Genomic DNA, 13,932 nt, shown 5'->3' on the forward strand with positions numbered 1-13,932 from the left:
CGGGTTCCGGCCCTAGGATCGCCTTCCGGCAGCCGGCGCGGCACCGCCGCGGCCCGGCCGGAGGAACCCAGGACGAGCCCTGCGAGTCATACGAGCCATGGACATAGCCGATCTCAACGAACTCTGGGACCGCGTGACCGGAACCCAGCCGCGGCCGGAGACGTGGCTGGTCCTCGCGACCGCGGCCCTCGCCCTCGCCGCCGTGCTGCCGTTCGGCGTCTGGCGCTGGACGCGGAACACCATCACCATCGCCCACGAGGGCGGGCACGGCCTGATCGCCCTGCTCGCCGGCCGGCAGCTCAGCGGCATCAGGCTGCACTCCGACACCTCGGGCCTGACCGTCTCCCGCGGCAAGCCCACCGGCCCGGGCATGGTTCTCACCGCGGTGGCCGGGTACCCCGCGCCCTCCCTGCTCGGCCTGGCCGGGGCGGCGTTGCTGTCCGCCGGGCGCACGACGGCGCTGCTGTGGGGCGCGACCGGCCTGCTGCTCGCGCTGCTGGTGATGGTGCGCAACGCCTACGGGGTGCTCACCGTCGTCCTGACCTGCGCCTCCTTCGTCCTGGTCTCCTGGCTGACCGAGCCCGACGTGCAGGCGGCCTTCGCCTACCTGGTCGTGTGGTTCCTGCTGCTCGGCGGGGTCAGGCCCGTCTTCGAGCTGCACGGCAGGCGCCGCAGGCGCCACCGCGGCGGGCAGGGCGCCGGCTCGGACGCCGACCAGCTGGCCGGGCTGACCGGGGTCCCGGCCTGGGTCTGGCTGATACTTTTCCACGTCGTGACCCTCGCCTCGCTCAGCGGCGGCGCCCGCTGGCTGCTCGACGGCTGAGGAGGCCGCCCGCCGGCCGCGGGAGAGCCGCCGCGCGGCCCCTGACTCGGTCCGAGAAGGGCGGGGTCACCCAGCGTTACGCACTAGAGTGAGTCGTATGACCGACCACCACGACAGCCAGACCACCGCTCTGTGGCCCGCGCCGTTCGCCTCCGACGCGGTCGACGCGACCGTTACGGTGCCCGGATCGAAGTCGGTCACCAACCGCGCCCTCATCCTCTCCGCCCTGGCCGCCGACCCCGGCTGGCTGCGCAGGCCGCTGCGCTCGCGCGACACCCTGCTGATGGCCGACGCGCTGCGCTCGCTGGGCATCGGCATCGAGGAGACCGTCTCCTCCAGCTCCGAGCTCGCCGGGCCGCACAGCGGCCGGGGCGAGTCCTGGCGCGTGATCCCCTCCGCCCCTCAGGCCCCCGCGAGCGTCGACGTGGGCAACGCGGGGACGGTGATGCGCTTCCTGCCGCCGCTGGCCGCGCTCGCCGAGGGCCCGGTCAGGTTCGACGGCGACCCCCGCTCCCACGAACGCCCGCTGCGCGCCCTGATCGGGGCGCTGACCGCGCTCGGCGCCCGGATCGAGGACGGCGGGCGGGGCGCGCTGCCGCTGACCGTGCACGGCGTCGGCTCGCTCGAGGGCGGCCAGGTCGAGGTGGACGCCTCGGCCTCCTCGCAGTTCATCAGCGCCCTGCTGCTGTCCGGGCCTCGCTTCAACCAGGGCGTCGAGGTCAGGCACACCGGCGACGTCCTGCCCTCCCTGCCGCACATCAGGATGACCGTCGACATGCTGCGCCGGGCCGGGGCGCAGGTGGACGCCCCGGACTCGGGCGGGGAGCCCAACGTCTGGCGGGTCACGCCGGGCGCGCTGCTCGGCCGCGACCTCGTCATCGAGCCCGACCTGTCGAACGCCCAGCCCTTCCTGGCCGCCGCGCTGGTCACCGGCGGCCGGGTCACCATTCCCGACTGGCCCGCGCGCACCACCCAGCCCGGGGACGCGCTGCGCGGCATCTTCACGGAGATGGGCGGGAGTTGCGTGCTGGACGAGCGCGGCCTGACGCTGACGGGCACCGGCCGGGTGCGGGGCATCGACGCCGACCTGAGCGAGGTCGGGGAGCTCACGCCCGGGATCGCGGCGGTGGCCGCCCTCGCGGAGGGCGAGTCCGTGCTGCGGGGCGTGGCGCACCTGCGGCTGCACGAGACGGACCGGCTGGCCGCGCTGACCAAGGAGATCAACTCGCTGGGCGGGGACGTCACCGAGACCGCCGACGGCCTGCGGATCAGGCCGCGCCCGCTGCACGGCGGCGTTTTCCACACCTACGAGGACCACCGCCTCGCCACCGCGGGGGCCGTGCTCGGCCTGCTGGTCAAGGACGTGGAGGTGGAGAACGTCGCCACCACCGCCAAGACGATGCCCGACTTCCCCGACCTGTGGCACCGGATGCTCGCCTCGGAGCCCGCGACCGCGAGAGCCTGAGGACCGCGGCCCGCGATGCGCCGGTACGGCAAGAACAGCGACGAGGACGACGTCCGGGTCCGGCCGAACCGCCGGGGCAGCAGGCCGCGCACGCACCGCCGCCCCAAGCACGAGGACGCGGCCGCGGGCTTCGTGCTGACCGTGGACCGCGGCCGCATCACGTGCCTGGTGGAGGACCGCACGGTCACCGCGATGAAGGCGAGGGAGCTGGGGCGCAAGAGCGTGGTGGTCGGCGACCGGGTGGCGGTGGTGGGCGACCTGTCGGGCCGCAAGGACACGCTGGCGCGGATCGTCCGCGTGGAGGAGCGCAGTTCGGCGCTGCGGCGGACCGCGGACGACGACGACCCGATGGAGCGGGTGGTGGTGGCCAACGCCGACCAGCTGGCCATCGTGACCGCGCTCGCCGACCCGGAGCCGCGGCCCAGGCTGATCGACCGCTGCCTGGTCGCCGCCTACGACGCGGGTCTCGACCCGCTGCTCATCCTCACCAAGGCGGACCTGGCGCCGGCCGGGCCGCTGCTCGACACCTACGCGCCGCTCGGCATCCGGCACGTGGTCACCAGCGCCGGTCGGTTCGCCCCCGGGGCGGGCCCGGCCCCCGACGAGGAGGGCGGCCCGGGAACCGGCGGCCCAGGGGAGGAGGACCCGGAGGTCCTGGCCGCGGTGGAGCGGGTGCGCGAGCTGCTGACCGGGCGCGTCACGGCCTTCGTCGGGCACAGCGGGGTGGGCAAGACGACGCTGGTCAACGCGCTGGTGCCGGAGCGGCAGCGGGCCACGGGGGACGTCAACGCGGTGACCGGCCGCGGCAGGCACACGACGGTCTCGGCGCTCGCGCTGCCGCTGCCCGGGGTGCCCGGCTGGGTGATCGACACGCCGGGCGTGCGGTCCTTCGGGCTGCACCACGTCGACCCCTCCCGGGTGATCCACGCCTTCCCCGACCTGGAGCCGGGCACCGCCGACTGCCCGCGGGCCTGCAGCCACGACGAGCCGGACTGCGCGCTGGACGCCTGGGTCGCCGCGGGCCACGCGGAGCCGGCCCGCCTGCACTCCCTGCGCCGCCTGCTGGCCACGCGCGAACGGCGCGAGGGCGACTAGACCGGCGACCGGGAGCCGAGGGCGGGTTCCGCCGGGGGCGGGGCGACCAGGAGGGAGAGGGCGAGGCGGACGGCCGTCTCGCACTCGGCGGCGGTGCGCCCGGTCAGGGCGCGCCGGGCGCGGTCGCGGAGCTCGGCGACCAGTTCGCCGGGCTGCCGGGTGGCCGGGGGGAGGCCGCGGCAGTGGCAGCCGGTCAGGGCCGCGTGGACCAGGGGGTCCTCCCGGGCCGCGGCACCCAGCCAGTCGCAGGCCGCCTCCAGGGTGCCGCCCTCGCGCAGGCGGGCGGCGAAGCCGTCGAGGAAGGCGGTGAGCTGGCGGGTGGCGAGGGCGGCCCCGAGCCCCGCCTTGTCCCCGAACTCGTTGTAGAGGGTCTGGCGCGACACCCCCGCGTCGGCGGCCACCTCGACCATCCTGACCAGCTGCCACGGGCGCCGTTCCACGGCACGTAAGGCGGCGTCCAGCAGGGAATCGCGCGCGGTGGGCATCGTTGCCTCCTCGCCTCGGGCAGCCCTCTTCGGCTGGTCGGTGCAGGCCGGCGCCGACCGGTTGGGGGTGGGGTGACCTGCCGGGGCGCCGCTCGGCTGCCGCACAGAATCGGCGCGGGTCGCGGGGGTGTCAAGACGCCGCGGAGCCGTGACCGCGAGCGGCGGGGCGGGGCCGGATACTGTGAGGCATGCCCGATTACCACGATGATCTGCGCCTGGCCCACGTGCTCGCCGACGCGGCGGACGCGGCGACGATGGAGCGGTTCAAGGCGCTGGATCTGAAGGTCGACACGAAGCCGGACATGACGCCGGTCAGCGACGCGGACCGCGCCGCCGAGGAGCTGATCAGGACCGCGCTCGGCCGGGCGCGGCCACGGGACGCGGTGCTGGGCGAGGAGTTCGGCAGCGAGGGGCAGGGGCCGCGGCGCTGGGTGATCGACCCGATCGACGGCACCAAGAACTACGTGCGGGGCGTGCCGGTGTGGGCCACGCTGATCGCGCTCGTCGAGCGGGTGGGGGAGGAGCTGCGGCCGGTGGTCGGCGTGGTGTCGGCCCCCGCGCTGAACCGGCGGTGGTGGGCGCAGCAGGGCGGCGGGGCCTACACGGGGCGCAGCCTGTCCTCGGCGACCCGGCTGCAGGTCTCACGGGTCTCGCGCCTCGCGGACGCCTCGTTCTCCTACTCCTCGCTCAGCGGCTGGGAGCAGCGCGGGCGGCTGAACGCCTTCCTCGACCTGACCAGGAGCTGCTGGCGGACGCGGGCCTACGGCGACTTCTGGTCGTACATGATGGTGGCCGAGGGGGCGGTGGACATGTGCGCGGAGCCCGAGCTCTCGCTGTGGGACATGGCGGCCCCCGCGGTGGTGGTGCAGGAGGCGGGCGGCACGTTCACCAGCCTCGACGGCGTGGCCGGGCCGCACGGCGGGGACGCGGCCGCCTCCAACGGCCTGCTCCACACGGAACTCCTGAGCTACCTCGGCTAGCGCCCCGCCCCGGGCGGCGGGGACCGCGTGGGCGCCGGGGCGCGAACGTGGGACGCACGCGCCCGGGGCGTGCACGAGGCCGGGGCGGCCGGACGCCAAGCGCATGGCATTCGGCCGCCCCGGTGGGTACGGCAAGCGATTCGCTGACTCGGGAGGTCAGCCGCGGAGGGCCTGGACCGCGGCCTGGAGCCGCTTGCCGTAGTCTTCGTCCGCCTTGCGGAAGTTCTCGATGGCGCGGTCGACGATGTCCTCCCGGGAGACCTGGGCGAGGGAGCCCGCCAGGTTGTCGATCAGGCGGTCGCGCTCCTCGTCGGACAGCAGCCGGTACAGGTTTCCTGCCTGCACGAAGTCGTTGTCCTCGGCGTGGCTCGGCGCCTCGTGGTCGCCGGTGTAGCCGGTGACGGCGATCGGCTCCCACAGCGGGCGGTTGGTCTGCGCCGGGCCGCCGAAGCTGTTCGGCTCGTAGTTCTTCGCGCGGCCGTGCCGGCCGTCGTAGGCGTAGCCGTCGCGGCCGTAGGTGCGGGCCTCGGTGGCGTGCGGGCGGTTGACCGGCAGGTGGTCGGCGTTGATGCCCACCCGGTAGCGGTGCGCGTCGCCGTAGGCGAACAGCCGGCCCTGGAGCATCTTGTCCGGCGAGGGGCCGATGCCGGGCACGAAGTGGTGCGGGGAGAAGATCGACTGCTCGACCTCGGCGAAGATGTTCTCCGGGTTGCGGTTCAGCTCCAGCTTGCCGATCTCGATCGGCGGGTAGTCCGCGTGCGGCCAGACCTTCGTCAGGTCGAAGGGGTTGAAGCGGTAGGTGGCCGCCTCCGCCACGGGCATGATCTGGACCTGCACCGTCCAGGAGGGGTACTCGCCGCGCTCGATGGCCTCGCGCAGGTCGCGCTGGTGGCTGTCGGGGTCCTTGCCCGCCAGCTCGGCGGCCTCGGCCGCGGTGAGGTTCTTGATGCCCTGGTCGGTCTTGAAGTGGTACTTGACCCAGAACGCCTCGCCGGCCTCGTTGGTCCACTGGAAGGTGTGGGAGCCGTAGCCGTTCATGTGGCGGTAGGTGGCGGGGATGCCGCGGTCGCCGAACAGCCAGGTCACCTGGTGGGTGGACTCGGGCGAAAGACCCCAGAAGTCCCAGACGTTGTCCGCCTCCTGGGAGCCGGTGTACGGGTCGCGCTTCTGGGTGTGGATGAAGTCGGGGAACTTGATGGCGTCCTTGATGAAGAAGACCGGAGTGTTATTGCCGACCAGGTCGTAATTGCCTTCTTCGGTGTAGAACTTGAGCGCAAAGCCGCGCGGGTCCCGGACGGCGTCCGCGGAGCCCAGGTTCCCCGCCACGGTCGAGAAGCGGAGGAAGACCTCGGTCTCCTTGCCGATCTCGGAGAGGAACTTCGCCCTCGTGTAGGGGGTCACGTCGGCGGTGACCCGGAAGGTGCCGTAGGCCGCCGCGCCGCGCGCGTGCACGATGCGCTCCGGGATGCGCTCGCGGTTGAAGTGCGCCAGCTTCTCGATCAGGAGCTGGTCCTGGATGAGGACCGGTCCGCCGGCGCCGGCGGACTGGCTGTTCTGATTGTCGGCGACCGGGGCTCCGGACTCGGTCGTGAGGGGTCCCGTGGGGTTCTGGTCGCTCATGTAGCTGTCACGCCCTTCAGCAGTGCAAGACCATACAAAGACGTTCACGATGGTGCGGCGCAGACCCTTGGCCGCCATCTGAACAGATACTATATTGGACGAAGTCTAAGTCAAGACGGCTCCTTGTTGCGTACTGGTTCCGGGACGAGAACGAGACGCAGGAGGGCTACGGCTAGGGTGGAACGCATGGATGACCTCCTTCAGCGGCTCAGGGACCGCGGCTGGCGACTCACCGCTCAGCGGCGGGTCATCGCCGAGGTGCTGGACGGTGAGCACATTCACTTCACCGCCGACGAGGTGCACGCGCGCGCCGTCGAGCGGCTCCCGGAGATCTCCCGCGCCTCCGTGTACAACACGCTGGGCGAGCTGGTCGCGCTCGGCGAGATCACCGAGGTGACCACCGACGGCCGGGCCAAGCGCTACGACCCCAACGCCCACCACCCGCACCAGCACCTGGTCTGCTCCGGCTGCGGCACGATGCGCGACGTCCAGATCACCGAGGACCCCATCCGGGCGCTGCCCGAGGGGGAGCGCTTCGGGTTCACCGTCTCCAACGCCGTCGTGACCTACTACGGCCGCTGCCCCGACTGCGCCGCGGCCGAGGCCGTGGCGGGCGGGGGGACCGGGAGCGGCCAGGCGCGGCGAACCGCGTGAGCCGCGGCCGGCGGCCCGGCGCCCCCGGGGGTTCCCCGGGCGTTTCCCCGGAGAAGGCCGCGCAGTCGATTTGCGGCCGCGTGGCGGGCGGTCTAGAGTGGTGACAACGCCGCGGGGTGGAGCAGCTCGGTAGCTCGCTGGGCTCATAACCCAGAGGTCGCAGGTTCAAATCCTGTCCCCGCTACGAGGGCGAGGGCCCGGGTCCTTCAAGGACCCGGGCCCTCGTTGCTGTACGCGCCTTCCGGCAGGGGAGAATCGGACGCATGGACGCAACTCTCCAGTTCCTGCTGGACCTGCTCGATCTGGAGCGGATCGAGGAGGACATCTTCCGGGGCAACAGCCACGCCTCCGTCGTTCCCCGGGTCTTCGGCGGTCAGGTCGCCGCCCAGGCGCTGGTCGCGGCGTGCCGCACGGTGCCCGAGGAGCGGCTGCCGCACTCCCTGCACTCCTACTTCCTGCGCGTCGGCGACCCCGGCGCGCCCATCGTCTACACCGTCGACCGCATCCGCGACGGCCGGTCCTTCACCACCCGGCGCGTCGTGGCCGTCCAGCACGGGCAGGCCATCTTCCACCTGTCCGCCTCCTTCCAGCACGCCGAGGAAGGGCTCGACCACCAGGAGCCGATGCCCCCGGCCCCCGACCCGGAGACCCTGCTCCCGGCCGAGGAGCTGCTGCCGCGGTACTCCCACCTGTTCTGGGACCCGGGCGTGGTGCAGCTGCTGCTCGACGCGCGGCGGGCGATCGACCTGCGCTACGTCGCCGACCCGCCGTTCGCCACCGCGGGCAAGCCGAGGGAGCCCCGCTCGCAGGTGTGGTTCCGCGTCAACGGCAAGCTGGCGGGCCGGTACGACAACCCCGTCGTCCACCTCTGCCTCGGCACCTACGTCTCCGACATGAACCTGCTCGACTCGGTGCTGCTGGCGCACGGCCGCGGCGGCTGGATGACCGGCGACATCGTGGGCGCCAGCCTGGACCACGCGATGTGGTTCCACCGCCCCTTCCGCGCCGACGAGTGGCTCCTCTACGACACCGACTCGCCGACCTCCCAGGGCGGCCGCGGCCTGGCCCGCGGCCGGATCTTCACCCGGGACGGGCGGCTTGCGGTCTCCGTCATCCAGGAGGGCCTGATGCGGGTGCCGCGCACCGAACAGGGCTGAGCCGGGGCCCCGGCGCGGGCCGCCCCCACGCCGGGGTGGTCAGCGGCGGGCCCAGGTCGTCCACAGGGGCCGGTAGCCGTGGCGGTGCCAGAAGGGCGCCGAGAACGGGTTGAGCGCCGCGTAGTGCAGCAGCGTCACCGCGCAGCCCGCCTCGTCGAGGGCGGCGTGCGCGGTGCGCGCCAGCGCGGTGCCGATCCCCCGGCCGCGCAGCTCCTCGGCGACCATCATCAGCGTCAGATAGCCCGCGCGCCTGGCCGAGGTGAGGCCGGCCGCCCAGTCCGCGCCGGCCGGCTCGGCCACCGCGAGCAGCCCGACGACCTCGCCGTCCGCCTCGGCGACCCAGGCCAGGGCGGCGGCGAGGCGTTCGCGGACGTGCCGCTCGGCCGAGGCCCGCGGCACGCAGGCCCCGAACCTCGCCTCCCAGCGCAGCTCTTCGAGCCACAGCGAGGCGGCCCGGTCGGCGTCGGCCTCGTCCAGGGGCCGCACGGCGGCGGCCGGGCGGCGGCGCTCCGCGGGCCCGGGGCGCCCGGCCTCGCGGACCGCGGCGATCTGCTTGGGAACCAGCCCGTGCCCGAGCAGCACCGGGGTCAGCTCCGTGTCGCGGCTCGGCCAGGTGAGCACCGCCTCGGCGTCCGCGCCGGGCGGCCAGGGCGCGATGCGCCCCTCCCAGGCGGTGAGCAGCGCGTCCAGCGCGGCGGCCCGCTCCCTTCCCGGGGCGGGCGGCGCCAGCCGGGCGTGCAGCAGGTGCTGGTCGGCCGCGTTCCAGCTGGCCTCGAAGGACTCGGGGTCGGGCCGGCGCCGCCGGTAGACGCCCTGGGCGCCGGGCACGGTGAGCAGCACGTCGCCCGGGGCGGGCTCGGGCAGGGCCCGCTGCCGGGGAAGCAGCCGGTCCAGCGCGCGCAGGCCCCTGGCCTCGTCTCTGGCCTCCCGGAGCCTGCCCCTCATGAACCGCTCAGGCCGGCCGCGTCGAGCAGGTAGGCGGTCATCGGCTCGTAGTAGCGCGGGTCGGCGACGTGGTCGTCGAGGGGGACGCAGACCGCGAGGGTGCCCTCGGCCTCGCCGAGGAACAGGGCCGGGTCGTTGCAGTCCGCGTAGCCGATGGTGTCGATGCCGTACTGCGCCGCGCACCCGGCCCAGCCGTGGTCGGCCACCACGAGGCCGGGGGGCTCCTCGCCCTCCTGGGCGAGCGCGTCGAGGATCTCGGCCATCGGGCGCGGGGAGTGGGTGTGCCACAGCGAGGCGCCGCGTTCGTACATGGCGACCCCGGCGAACTGGGAGACCACGCCCTCGTCCGCGGTGAGGCCGAGCGGCACCCGCACCAGCTCGCAGCCCGCGGCCTTGAGCGCCGCGGCGGTCTCGGCGTGGACGTCGAGCAGGCCGCCGGGGTGGCCGGTGGCGACCAGCACCCGCCGCCTGCCGGTGACCGCCTTCCGCAGCAGCGTCGCGGCCCGGTCGAGCGCGTCGATCGTCAGCTCGGGGTCGATGGTGTCCTGGCCCTGGCGGTGCTCCGGGTCCTCGTCGACCCCGCAGCGCTCCGCCATGACGGCCAGGACGTCCTGCTCGTCGGTCCAGCGGTCGCCGAGTTCGAGGCCAAGCCAGAAGTAGCGGTTGCCGTTGGCCAGCTCCCGGTAGTGCGCGAGGTTGTTCTCCCGGGGGGTGGCGACCTCGCCCGCGATCCGGGTCCGTATCAGATGTTCGACGAGCTCCGAACGGGGCGGGGCGGCGGTGGTCGGCATACGGCCAGTATCGCCCCGGCCGCGGCGCTCGGGGGCGTGCGTCGCCGAGCTGTGATCTCCGGGAGGGCCGGGGCGTGCGCTCAGTTCCCGGGGCCGCGGCCGGTCAGCGACTCCAGGCGGGCGGTCAGGTAGGCCCGCTCCCGGGCGGTGGGGGCGAGCGGGATGGCCTCCCGGTAGGCCGCGGCGGCCGCCTCGGTGCGGCCGAGGCGGCGCAGCAGGTCGGCGCGGGTGGCGGGCAGCAGGTGGTAGCCGGCCAGCGCGCCCCCGCGCTGCAGGCCGGCGAGCAGCGCGAGGCCGGCGGCGGGGCCGTCGCGCATGGCGACCGCGACGGCGTGGTTCAGCTCCACCACGGGGGAGGGAGCCACCCGGTGCAGCCGGGCGTACAGGGCGGCGATCTGGGCCCAGTCGGTGTCCGCGGCCCGGGCCGCCTCGGCGTGGCAGGCGGCGATGGCGGCCTGGATCTGGTACGGCCCCGGCCTGCCGAGCCGCAGCGCGGCGTTCAGCCGTTCGGTGCCCTCGCGGATGGCCTCGGCGTCCCAGCGGGTCCTGTCCTGCTCGTCGAGCGGGACGAGCCGGCCCGCGGCGTCGACGCGGGCCGCGCGCCGCGCATGCTGGAGCAGCATCAGGGCGAGCAGGCCGGTGGCCTCGGCGTGGCCCTGCTCCGGGGGCCGCGGGCCGAGCAGCCTGGCCAGGGTGCGGGTGAGCCGGATGGCCTGCCCGCACAGGTCGTGCCGCTCGGCCGGCGCCGAGTAGCCCTCGTTGAACAGCAGGTAGAGCACCGCGAGGACCGCCCCGGCGCGCTGCGGCAGGAACTCGGGCGGCGGCACCCGGAAGGGGATGCCGGCGTTGCGGATCTTGTGCTTGGCGCGGACCAGGCGCTTGGCCATCGTGCCCTCGGGGACCAGGAAGGCCCTGGCGATCTCCGCGGTGGTCAGCCCGGCCAGCGTCCGCAGGGTGAGCGCGACCCTGGCCTCGGTGGACAGGGCCGGGTGGCAGCAGGTGAAGAACAGCCGCAGCCGGTCGGGTTCGTCGCCCGTCTCGCCTGGCTCCCCGGCCCCGAGGCGGTCGAACGCCGCCTCGCCTGCGGCGTCCCGCGCCTCCTCCCCTGGACCGCGGCGGCCGGCGAGGTCCGCCTCGGCGGCGGGGGCCAGGGCGGCCAGCCGCCGCAGCCTGCCCTCCTCGGTGGCGGCCCGGCGCAGGCGGTCGAGCGCCCGGTTGCGCGCCGTGGTGGTGAGCCAGGCCCCCGGGCGCCGGGGCACGCCGTCCCGCGGCCAGCGCTCCAGCGCCCGGGTGAACGCGTCCTGCGCGCACTCCTCGGCCAGGTCCCAGTCCCCGGTCAGCCGGATGAGCGTGGCGACGACCCGGCCCCACTCCTCCCGGAACGCCGCCGCGACGGCCGCCTCCGCGCTCATCCCGGCCTCACTTCCCCTCGGCGTCTTCGCCCGTCCAGAAGGGGCGCACCTCCACCGCGCCGAAGCGGGCGACGGGGTGGAGGGCGGCCGCGTTCAGCGCCTCGTCGAGGTTCTCACACTCGATCACGTCGTAGCCGACGATCAGTTCCTTCGTCTCGGCGAAGGGCCCGTCGGAGACCAGGACCTCCTCGGCAGCCGGGTCCCCCGGCTTCCTGCGGACGCGGACGGTGGTGGCGTCGGCCGGCGGGCGCAGCCGGGAGCCGTCGAGGCGCACCCCACGGGTCGCCTCGATCCAGGCGTCGGGCGATCCCTCGCCCGGGGCGACCTCGATGGACTCGTCGAAGCAGATCAGCAGCAGATACTTCATCGTTTCTCCGTAGGGTGTCGGGCGGTCCCGGCGGTCCGGGCCCGGCCGGTCGCCGGTGTCTGTCACCCACACGACGCACGGGAGGGCCCCGGATGGACCGCAGGGGGCGCACGAGACGGGAAAGACCCGGGGGACGGGGGTGGATGTTCGGATATGGCCGGGAATGGGCAAGTGGGTTCGGAAATGTCCGGCGAGGCCGGGTGTGAGCGGTGCGGGGCGAGCAGGGGCGGGCAGGGGCGGGCGGGGCCGGAGGCGGCGGGGAACGGGAAGGCGGGGCGGGGGTGCGGGCGCGCGGGGGGCCGGTGGGGTGATTCCGCCGGGGGGCGGCACGCCGGGCGGCCCGGCGGCCGGAATGGGACGATCGGCGGTGAGGGTCCCGGAAGGCGAGGCGGGCCAGGGAAGAGGCGGGAGCGATGTCCGAGTACCCGGAGCCCCAGGTGCTGCGGGCGGCGTTCGACAATCTGGACGCCGGGCTGATCCTGACCGACCCGAGCGGCCGGATCAGCGCCGTCAACCCGTATGCCGAGCGCCTGCTGCGCCGCCGCGCGGCCGCCATGCGGGACGCCGACCTGCACGACCTGCTGCACCGGCGGCTGAACGGCGCGAAGATCCCCCGCGGGCAGTGCTCGGCGCGGCGGGTGTACGAGCGGCAGGAGACGGCCTCGGCGGAACGGGACGGCTTCCTGCGCGGCGATGGCGAGGTGCTCCCGGTGAACTGGCACGCGGCCCCCGTGGTGGAGAGCGGCCGGCCGCTGGGCATGGTGACCCTCTTCACGGACGTCACCGAGCGCAGGGCGGCCGAGGACCGGCAGGCGGCCGAACTCGCCGACCTGTCCGACCTGACCGCGCGGCTGACGCTGCTCGGCGAGATCACGGCCGTGCTCAGCGAGACGCTGGAGGCCGAGGAGGCGCTCAACCGGCTGGGGCGGCTGGTCGTGCCGCGGCTCGCCGAGTGGGCGGCGGTCGACCTGATCACCGGGGAGGGGGAGACCCGGCGGGTGGCGGTGGTCGGCCCGGCCGGGCGGTACGTCGGCAAGGAGGGGTGGCGCGGCACGCTCCCGGCGATTCCCGAGTCCTCCGGCTCGGCCCTGGTGCGGGTGCTGCGCGGCGCGCAGGCCGCGCTGCTCGGCCCGGAGGAGATCGCCGAGGCGCCGGACAGCCCGCTGGCCGCGGTGCAGGCCGCCTTCTTCGAGGCGCTCGGCGCCACCTCGGCCATCGTGGCGCCCCTGGGCACCGCCCGGCAGGTGGTGGGCGCGCTCACCGTCGCCAGGACGGCGCGGGAGCGGCCCTACACCCCGGCCGACCTGCCGCTGATCACGGACATCGGCCGCCGGGCCGGCCTCGCCATCGACAACGCCCGGCTGTTCGAGCAGCAGCGGGACATCGCCGCCACCATGCAGCGCAACCTGCTGCCCACGCTGCCCGACGTCTCCCCGCTGGTGCTCGCCGCCCGCTACCAGCCCGCGCCGCCCGGCTCCCAGGTGGGCGGCGACTGGTACGACGCGTTCCGGCTGCCCGACGGCTGCCCTGCCCTCGTGATCGGCGACGTGGTCGGGCACGACCTGGCGGCGGCGGCCGGCATGGCCCAGCTGCGGAACATGCTGCGGGTGCTGGCCTGGGACCGCGCCGGGCCGCCCGGCGTGGTCGTGGACCGCCTGGACGAGGCGATGTCGGCGATCACGGACGTGCCGATGGCCACGCTGGTCCTGGTCAGGGTCGAGGCGGCGGACGAGGGCAGGTGGCGGATCGGCTGGGCCAACGCGGGGCACCCGCCGCCGCTGCTCGTCACGCCGGAGGGGGAGGCGCACTTCCTGGAGGAGGGGCCGGTGCTGCTGCTCGGCACCCGGATCGGGCACGAGCCGTTCGCGCGGCGCACCGAGACCGCGGAGCTGCCGGCCGGGTCGACGCTGCTGCTCTACACGGACGGGCTGGTCGAGGCGCCGGGCTCCGACCTGGCCACGGGGCTGGAGCGGCTGCGGCGGCACGCCGCGGCGCTGGCCAGGCACGCGCTGGGGGACTTCCTCGACCAGATCCTGGCCCGCATCCAGCCGGGCAGGGCCGACGACATCGCCCTGCTCGCGCTCCGGGTCCCGATCCGGGCACAGGCGCGGGACGGCTCCCCGGGAGGCCGGTGAGCG

General features: G+C 74.8%; 13 protein-coding genes and 1 tRNA gene. 8 read left to right on the forward strand and 6 right to left on the reverse strand.

The genetic code is table 11. The features are described 5' to 3' along the window. Positions 1-97: 97 nt before the first annotated feature. The 3 genes from D7294_RS02945 (at position 98) to rsgA (ending at position 3,383) form a co-directional block, all read left to right on the forward strand. Positions 98-823 carry a M50 family metallopeptidase gene (locus tag D7294_RS02945; RefSeq protein ID WP_120675020.1) on the forward strand — a complete coding sequence of 242 codons (726 nt, stop codon included), beginning with the start codon at positions 98-100 and terminating at the stop codon, positions 821-823. Positions 824-920: 97 nt separating this feature from the next. Continuing rightward, entirely contained in the window at positions 921-2,288 is a 1,368-nt protein-coding gene (aroA, locus tag D7294_RS02950; RefSeq protein ID WP_120675022.1) for a 3-phosphoshikimate 1-carboxyvinyltransferase, read from the forward strand. A gap of 15 nt (positions 2,289-2,303) precedes the next feature. After that, a complete protein-coding gene (gene rsgA, locus D7294_RS02955; RefSeq protein WP_120675024.1) occupies positions 2,304-3,383 on the forward strand; it encodes a ribosome small subunit-dependent GTPase A in 1,080 nt (359 codons plus the stop codon). On the opposite strand, the gene D7294_RS02960 is transcribed toward rsgA, so the two are convergent. Then, positions 3,380-3,868 (reverse strand): TetR/AcrR family transcriptional regulator, encoded by a 489-nt coding sequence (locus D7294_RS02960; RefSeq protein ID WP_120675026.1) that lies wholly within the window; start codon positions 3,866-3,868, stop codon positions 3,380-3,382. The genes rsgA and D7294_RS02960 overlap by 4 nt on opposite strands. A gap of 188 nt (positions 3,869-4,056) precedes the next feature. On the opposite strand from D7294_RS02960, the gene hisN reads away from it, so the two are divergent. Continuing rightward, on the forward strand, positions 4,057-4,848 hold the full coding sequence (hisN, locus tag D7294_RS02965) for a histidinol-phosphatase (protein ID WP_120675028.1): 792 nt from the start codon (positions 4,057-4,059) through the stop codon (positions 4,846-4,848). Positions 4,849-5,004: 156 nt separating this feature from the next. On the opposite strand, the gene D7294_RS02970 is transcribed toward hisN, so the two are convergent. Then, positions 5,005-6,468: a catalase gene (locus D7294_RS02970; protein WP_120675030.1), complete on the reverse strand. Its 1,464-nt coding sequence runs from the start codon at positions 6,466-6,468 to the stop codon at positions 5,005-5,007. Positions 6,469-6,654: 186 nt separating this feature from the next. Between D7294_RS02970 and D7294_RS02975 the strand changes: the two genes are divergently transcribed. The 3 genes from D7294_RS02975 (at position 6,655) to D7294_RS02985 (ending at position 8,279) form a co-directional block, all read left to right on the forward strand. Then, complete coding sequence (locus tag D7294_RS02975) at positions 6,655-7,122, forward strand: Fur family transcriptional regulator (RefSeq protein WP_120675032.1); 468 nt, start codon at positions 6,655-6,657, stop codon at positions 7,120-7,122. A gap of 110 nt (positions 7,123-7,232) precedes the next feature. Next, positions 7,233-7,306 (forward strand) — tRNA-Met (locus tag D7294_RS02980). A 79-nt stretch (positions 7,307-7,385) separates the two neighbouring features. After that, the gene (locus tag D7294_RS02985; RefSeq protein WP_120675034.1) at positions 7,386-8,279 is read left to right on the forward strand and encodes an acyl-CoA thioesterase; all 894 of its coding nucleotides are present in this window, start codon (positions 7,386-7,388) and stop codon (positions 8,277-8,279) included. A 39-nt stretch (positions 8,280-8,318) separates the two neighbouring features. Here D7294_RS02985 and D7294_RS02990 read toward each other — a convergent pair whose 3' ends face one another. The 4 genes from D7294_RS02990 to D7294_RS03005 form a co-directional block, all read right to left on the reverse strand. Next, on the reverse strand, positions 8,319-9,224 hold the full coding sequence (locus D7294_RS02990; RefSeq protein ID WP_120675036.1) for a GNAT family N-acetyltransferase: 906 nt from the start codon (positions 9,222-9,224) through the stop codon (positions 8,319-8,321). Further along, complete coding sequence (locus tag D7294_RS02995; protein WP_120675038.1) at positions 9,221-10,015, reverse strand: phosphatase; 795 nt, start codon at positions 10,013-10,015, stop codon at positions 9,221-9,223. Before D7294_RS02995 ends, D7294_RS02990 begins: the two co-directional genes overlap by 4 nt. Positions 10,016-10,095: 80 nt before the next feature. Next, complete coding sequence (locus D7294_RS03000; RefSeq protein WP_120675040.1) at positions 10,096-11,427, reverse strand: RNA polymerase sigma factor; 1,332 nt, start codon at positions 11,425-11,427, stop codon at positions 10,096-10,098. A 7-nt stretch (positions 11,428-11,434) separates the two neighbouring features. Further along, the gene (locus D7294_RS03005) at positions 11,435-11,794 is read right to left on the reverse strand and encodes a YciI family protein (protein WP_120675042.1); all 360 of its coding nucleotides are present in this window, start codon (positions 11,792-11,794) and stop codon (positions 11,435-11,437) included. Between the two features lie 413 nt (positions 11,795-12,207). Here D7294_RS03005 and D7294_RS03010 point away from each other — a divergent pair, with 413 nt between their 5' ends. Then, the gene (locus tag D7294_RS03010; protein ID WP_120675044.1) at positions 12,208-13,929 is read left to right on the forward strand and encodes a SpoIIE family protein phosphatase; all 1,722 of its coding nucleotides are present in this window, start codon (positions 12,208-12,210) and stop codon (positions 13,927-13,929) included. Positions 13,930-13,932: the final 3 nt, after the last annotated feature.

Source organism: Streptomyces hoynatensis (assembly GCF_003626535.1).
Classification (GTDB): domain Bacteria; phylum Actinomycetota; class Actinomycetes; order Streptomycetales; family Streptomycetaceae; genus Streptomyces; species Streptomyces hoynatensis.

Excerpts from the sequence above, each read along its gene's own strand:
- hisN (WP_120675028.1), top strand. The coding sequence starts at position 4,057 with ATGCCCGATTACCACGATGATCTGCGCCTGGCCCACGTGCTCGCCGAC.
- D7294_RS02970 (WP_120675030.1), bottom strand. The coding sequence starts at position 6,468 with ATGAGCGACCAGAACCCCACGGGACCCCTCACGACCGAGTCCGGAGCC.
- D7294_RS02990 (WP_120675036.1), bottom strand. The coding sequence starts at position 9,224 with ATGAGGGGCAGGCTCCGGGAGGCCAGAGACGAGGCCAGGGGCCTGCGC.
- rsgA (WP_120675024.1), top strand. The coding sequence starts at position 2,304 with ATGCGCCGGTACGGCAAGAACAGCGACGAGGACGACGTCCGGGTCCGG.
- D7294_RS03010 (WP_120675044.1), top strand. The coding sequence starts at position 12,208 with ATGTCCGAGTACCCGGAGCCCCAGGTGCTGCGGGCGGCGTTCGACAAT.
- D7294_RS02995 (WP_120675038.1), bottom strand. The coding sequence starts at position 10,015 with ATGCCGACCACCGCCGCCCCGCCCCGTTCGGAGCTCGTCGAACATCTG.
- D7294_RS03005 (WP_120675042.1), bottom strand. The coding sequence starts at position 11,794 with ATGAAGTATCTGCTGCTGATCTGCTTCGACGAGTCCATCGAGGTCGCC.
- D7294_RS02985 (WP_120675034.1), top strand. The coding sequence starts at position 7,386 with ATGGACGCAACTCTCCAGTTCCTGCTGGACCTGCTCGATCTGGAGCGG.
- D7294_RS02945 (WP_120675020.1), top strand. The coding sequence starts at position 98 with ATGGACATAGCCGATCTCAACGAACTCTGGGACCGCGTGACCGGAACC.
- D7294_RS03000 (WP_120675040.1), bottom strand. The coding sequence starts at position 11,427 with ATGAGCGCGGAGGCGGCCGTCGCGGCGGCGTTCCGGGAGGAGTGGGGC.
- D7294_RS02975 (WP_120675032.1), top strand. The coding sequence starts at position 6,655 with ATGGATGACCTCCTTCAGCGGCTCAGGGACCGCGGCTGGCGACTCACC.
- D7294_RS02960 (WP_120675026.1), bottom strand. The coding sequence starts at position 3,868 with ATGCCCACCGCGCGCGATTCCCTGCTGGACGCCGCCTTACGTGCCGTG.
- aroA (WP_120675022.1), top strand. The coding sequence starts at position 921 with ATGACCGACCACCACGACAGCCAGACCACCGCTCTGTGGCCCGCGCCG.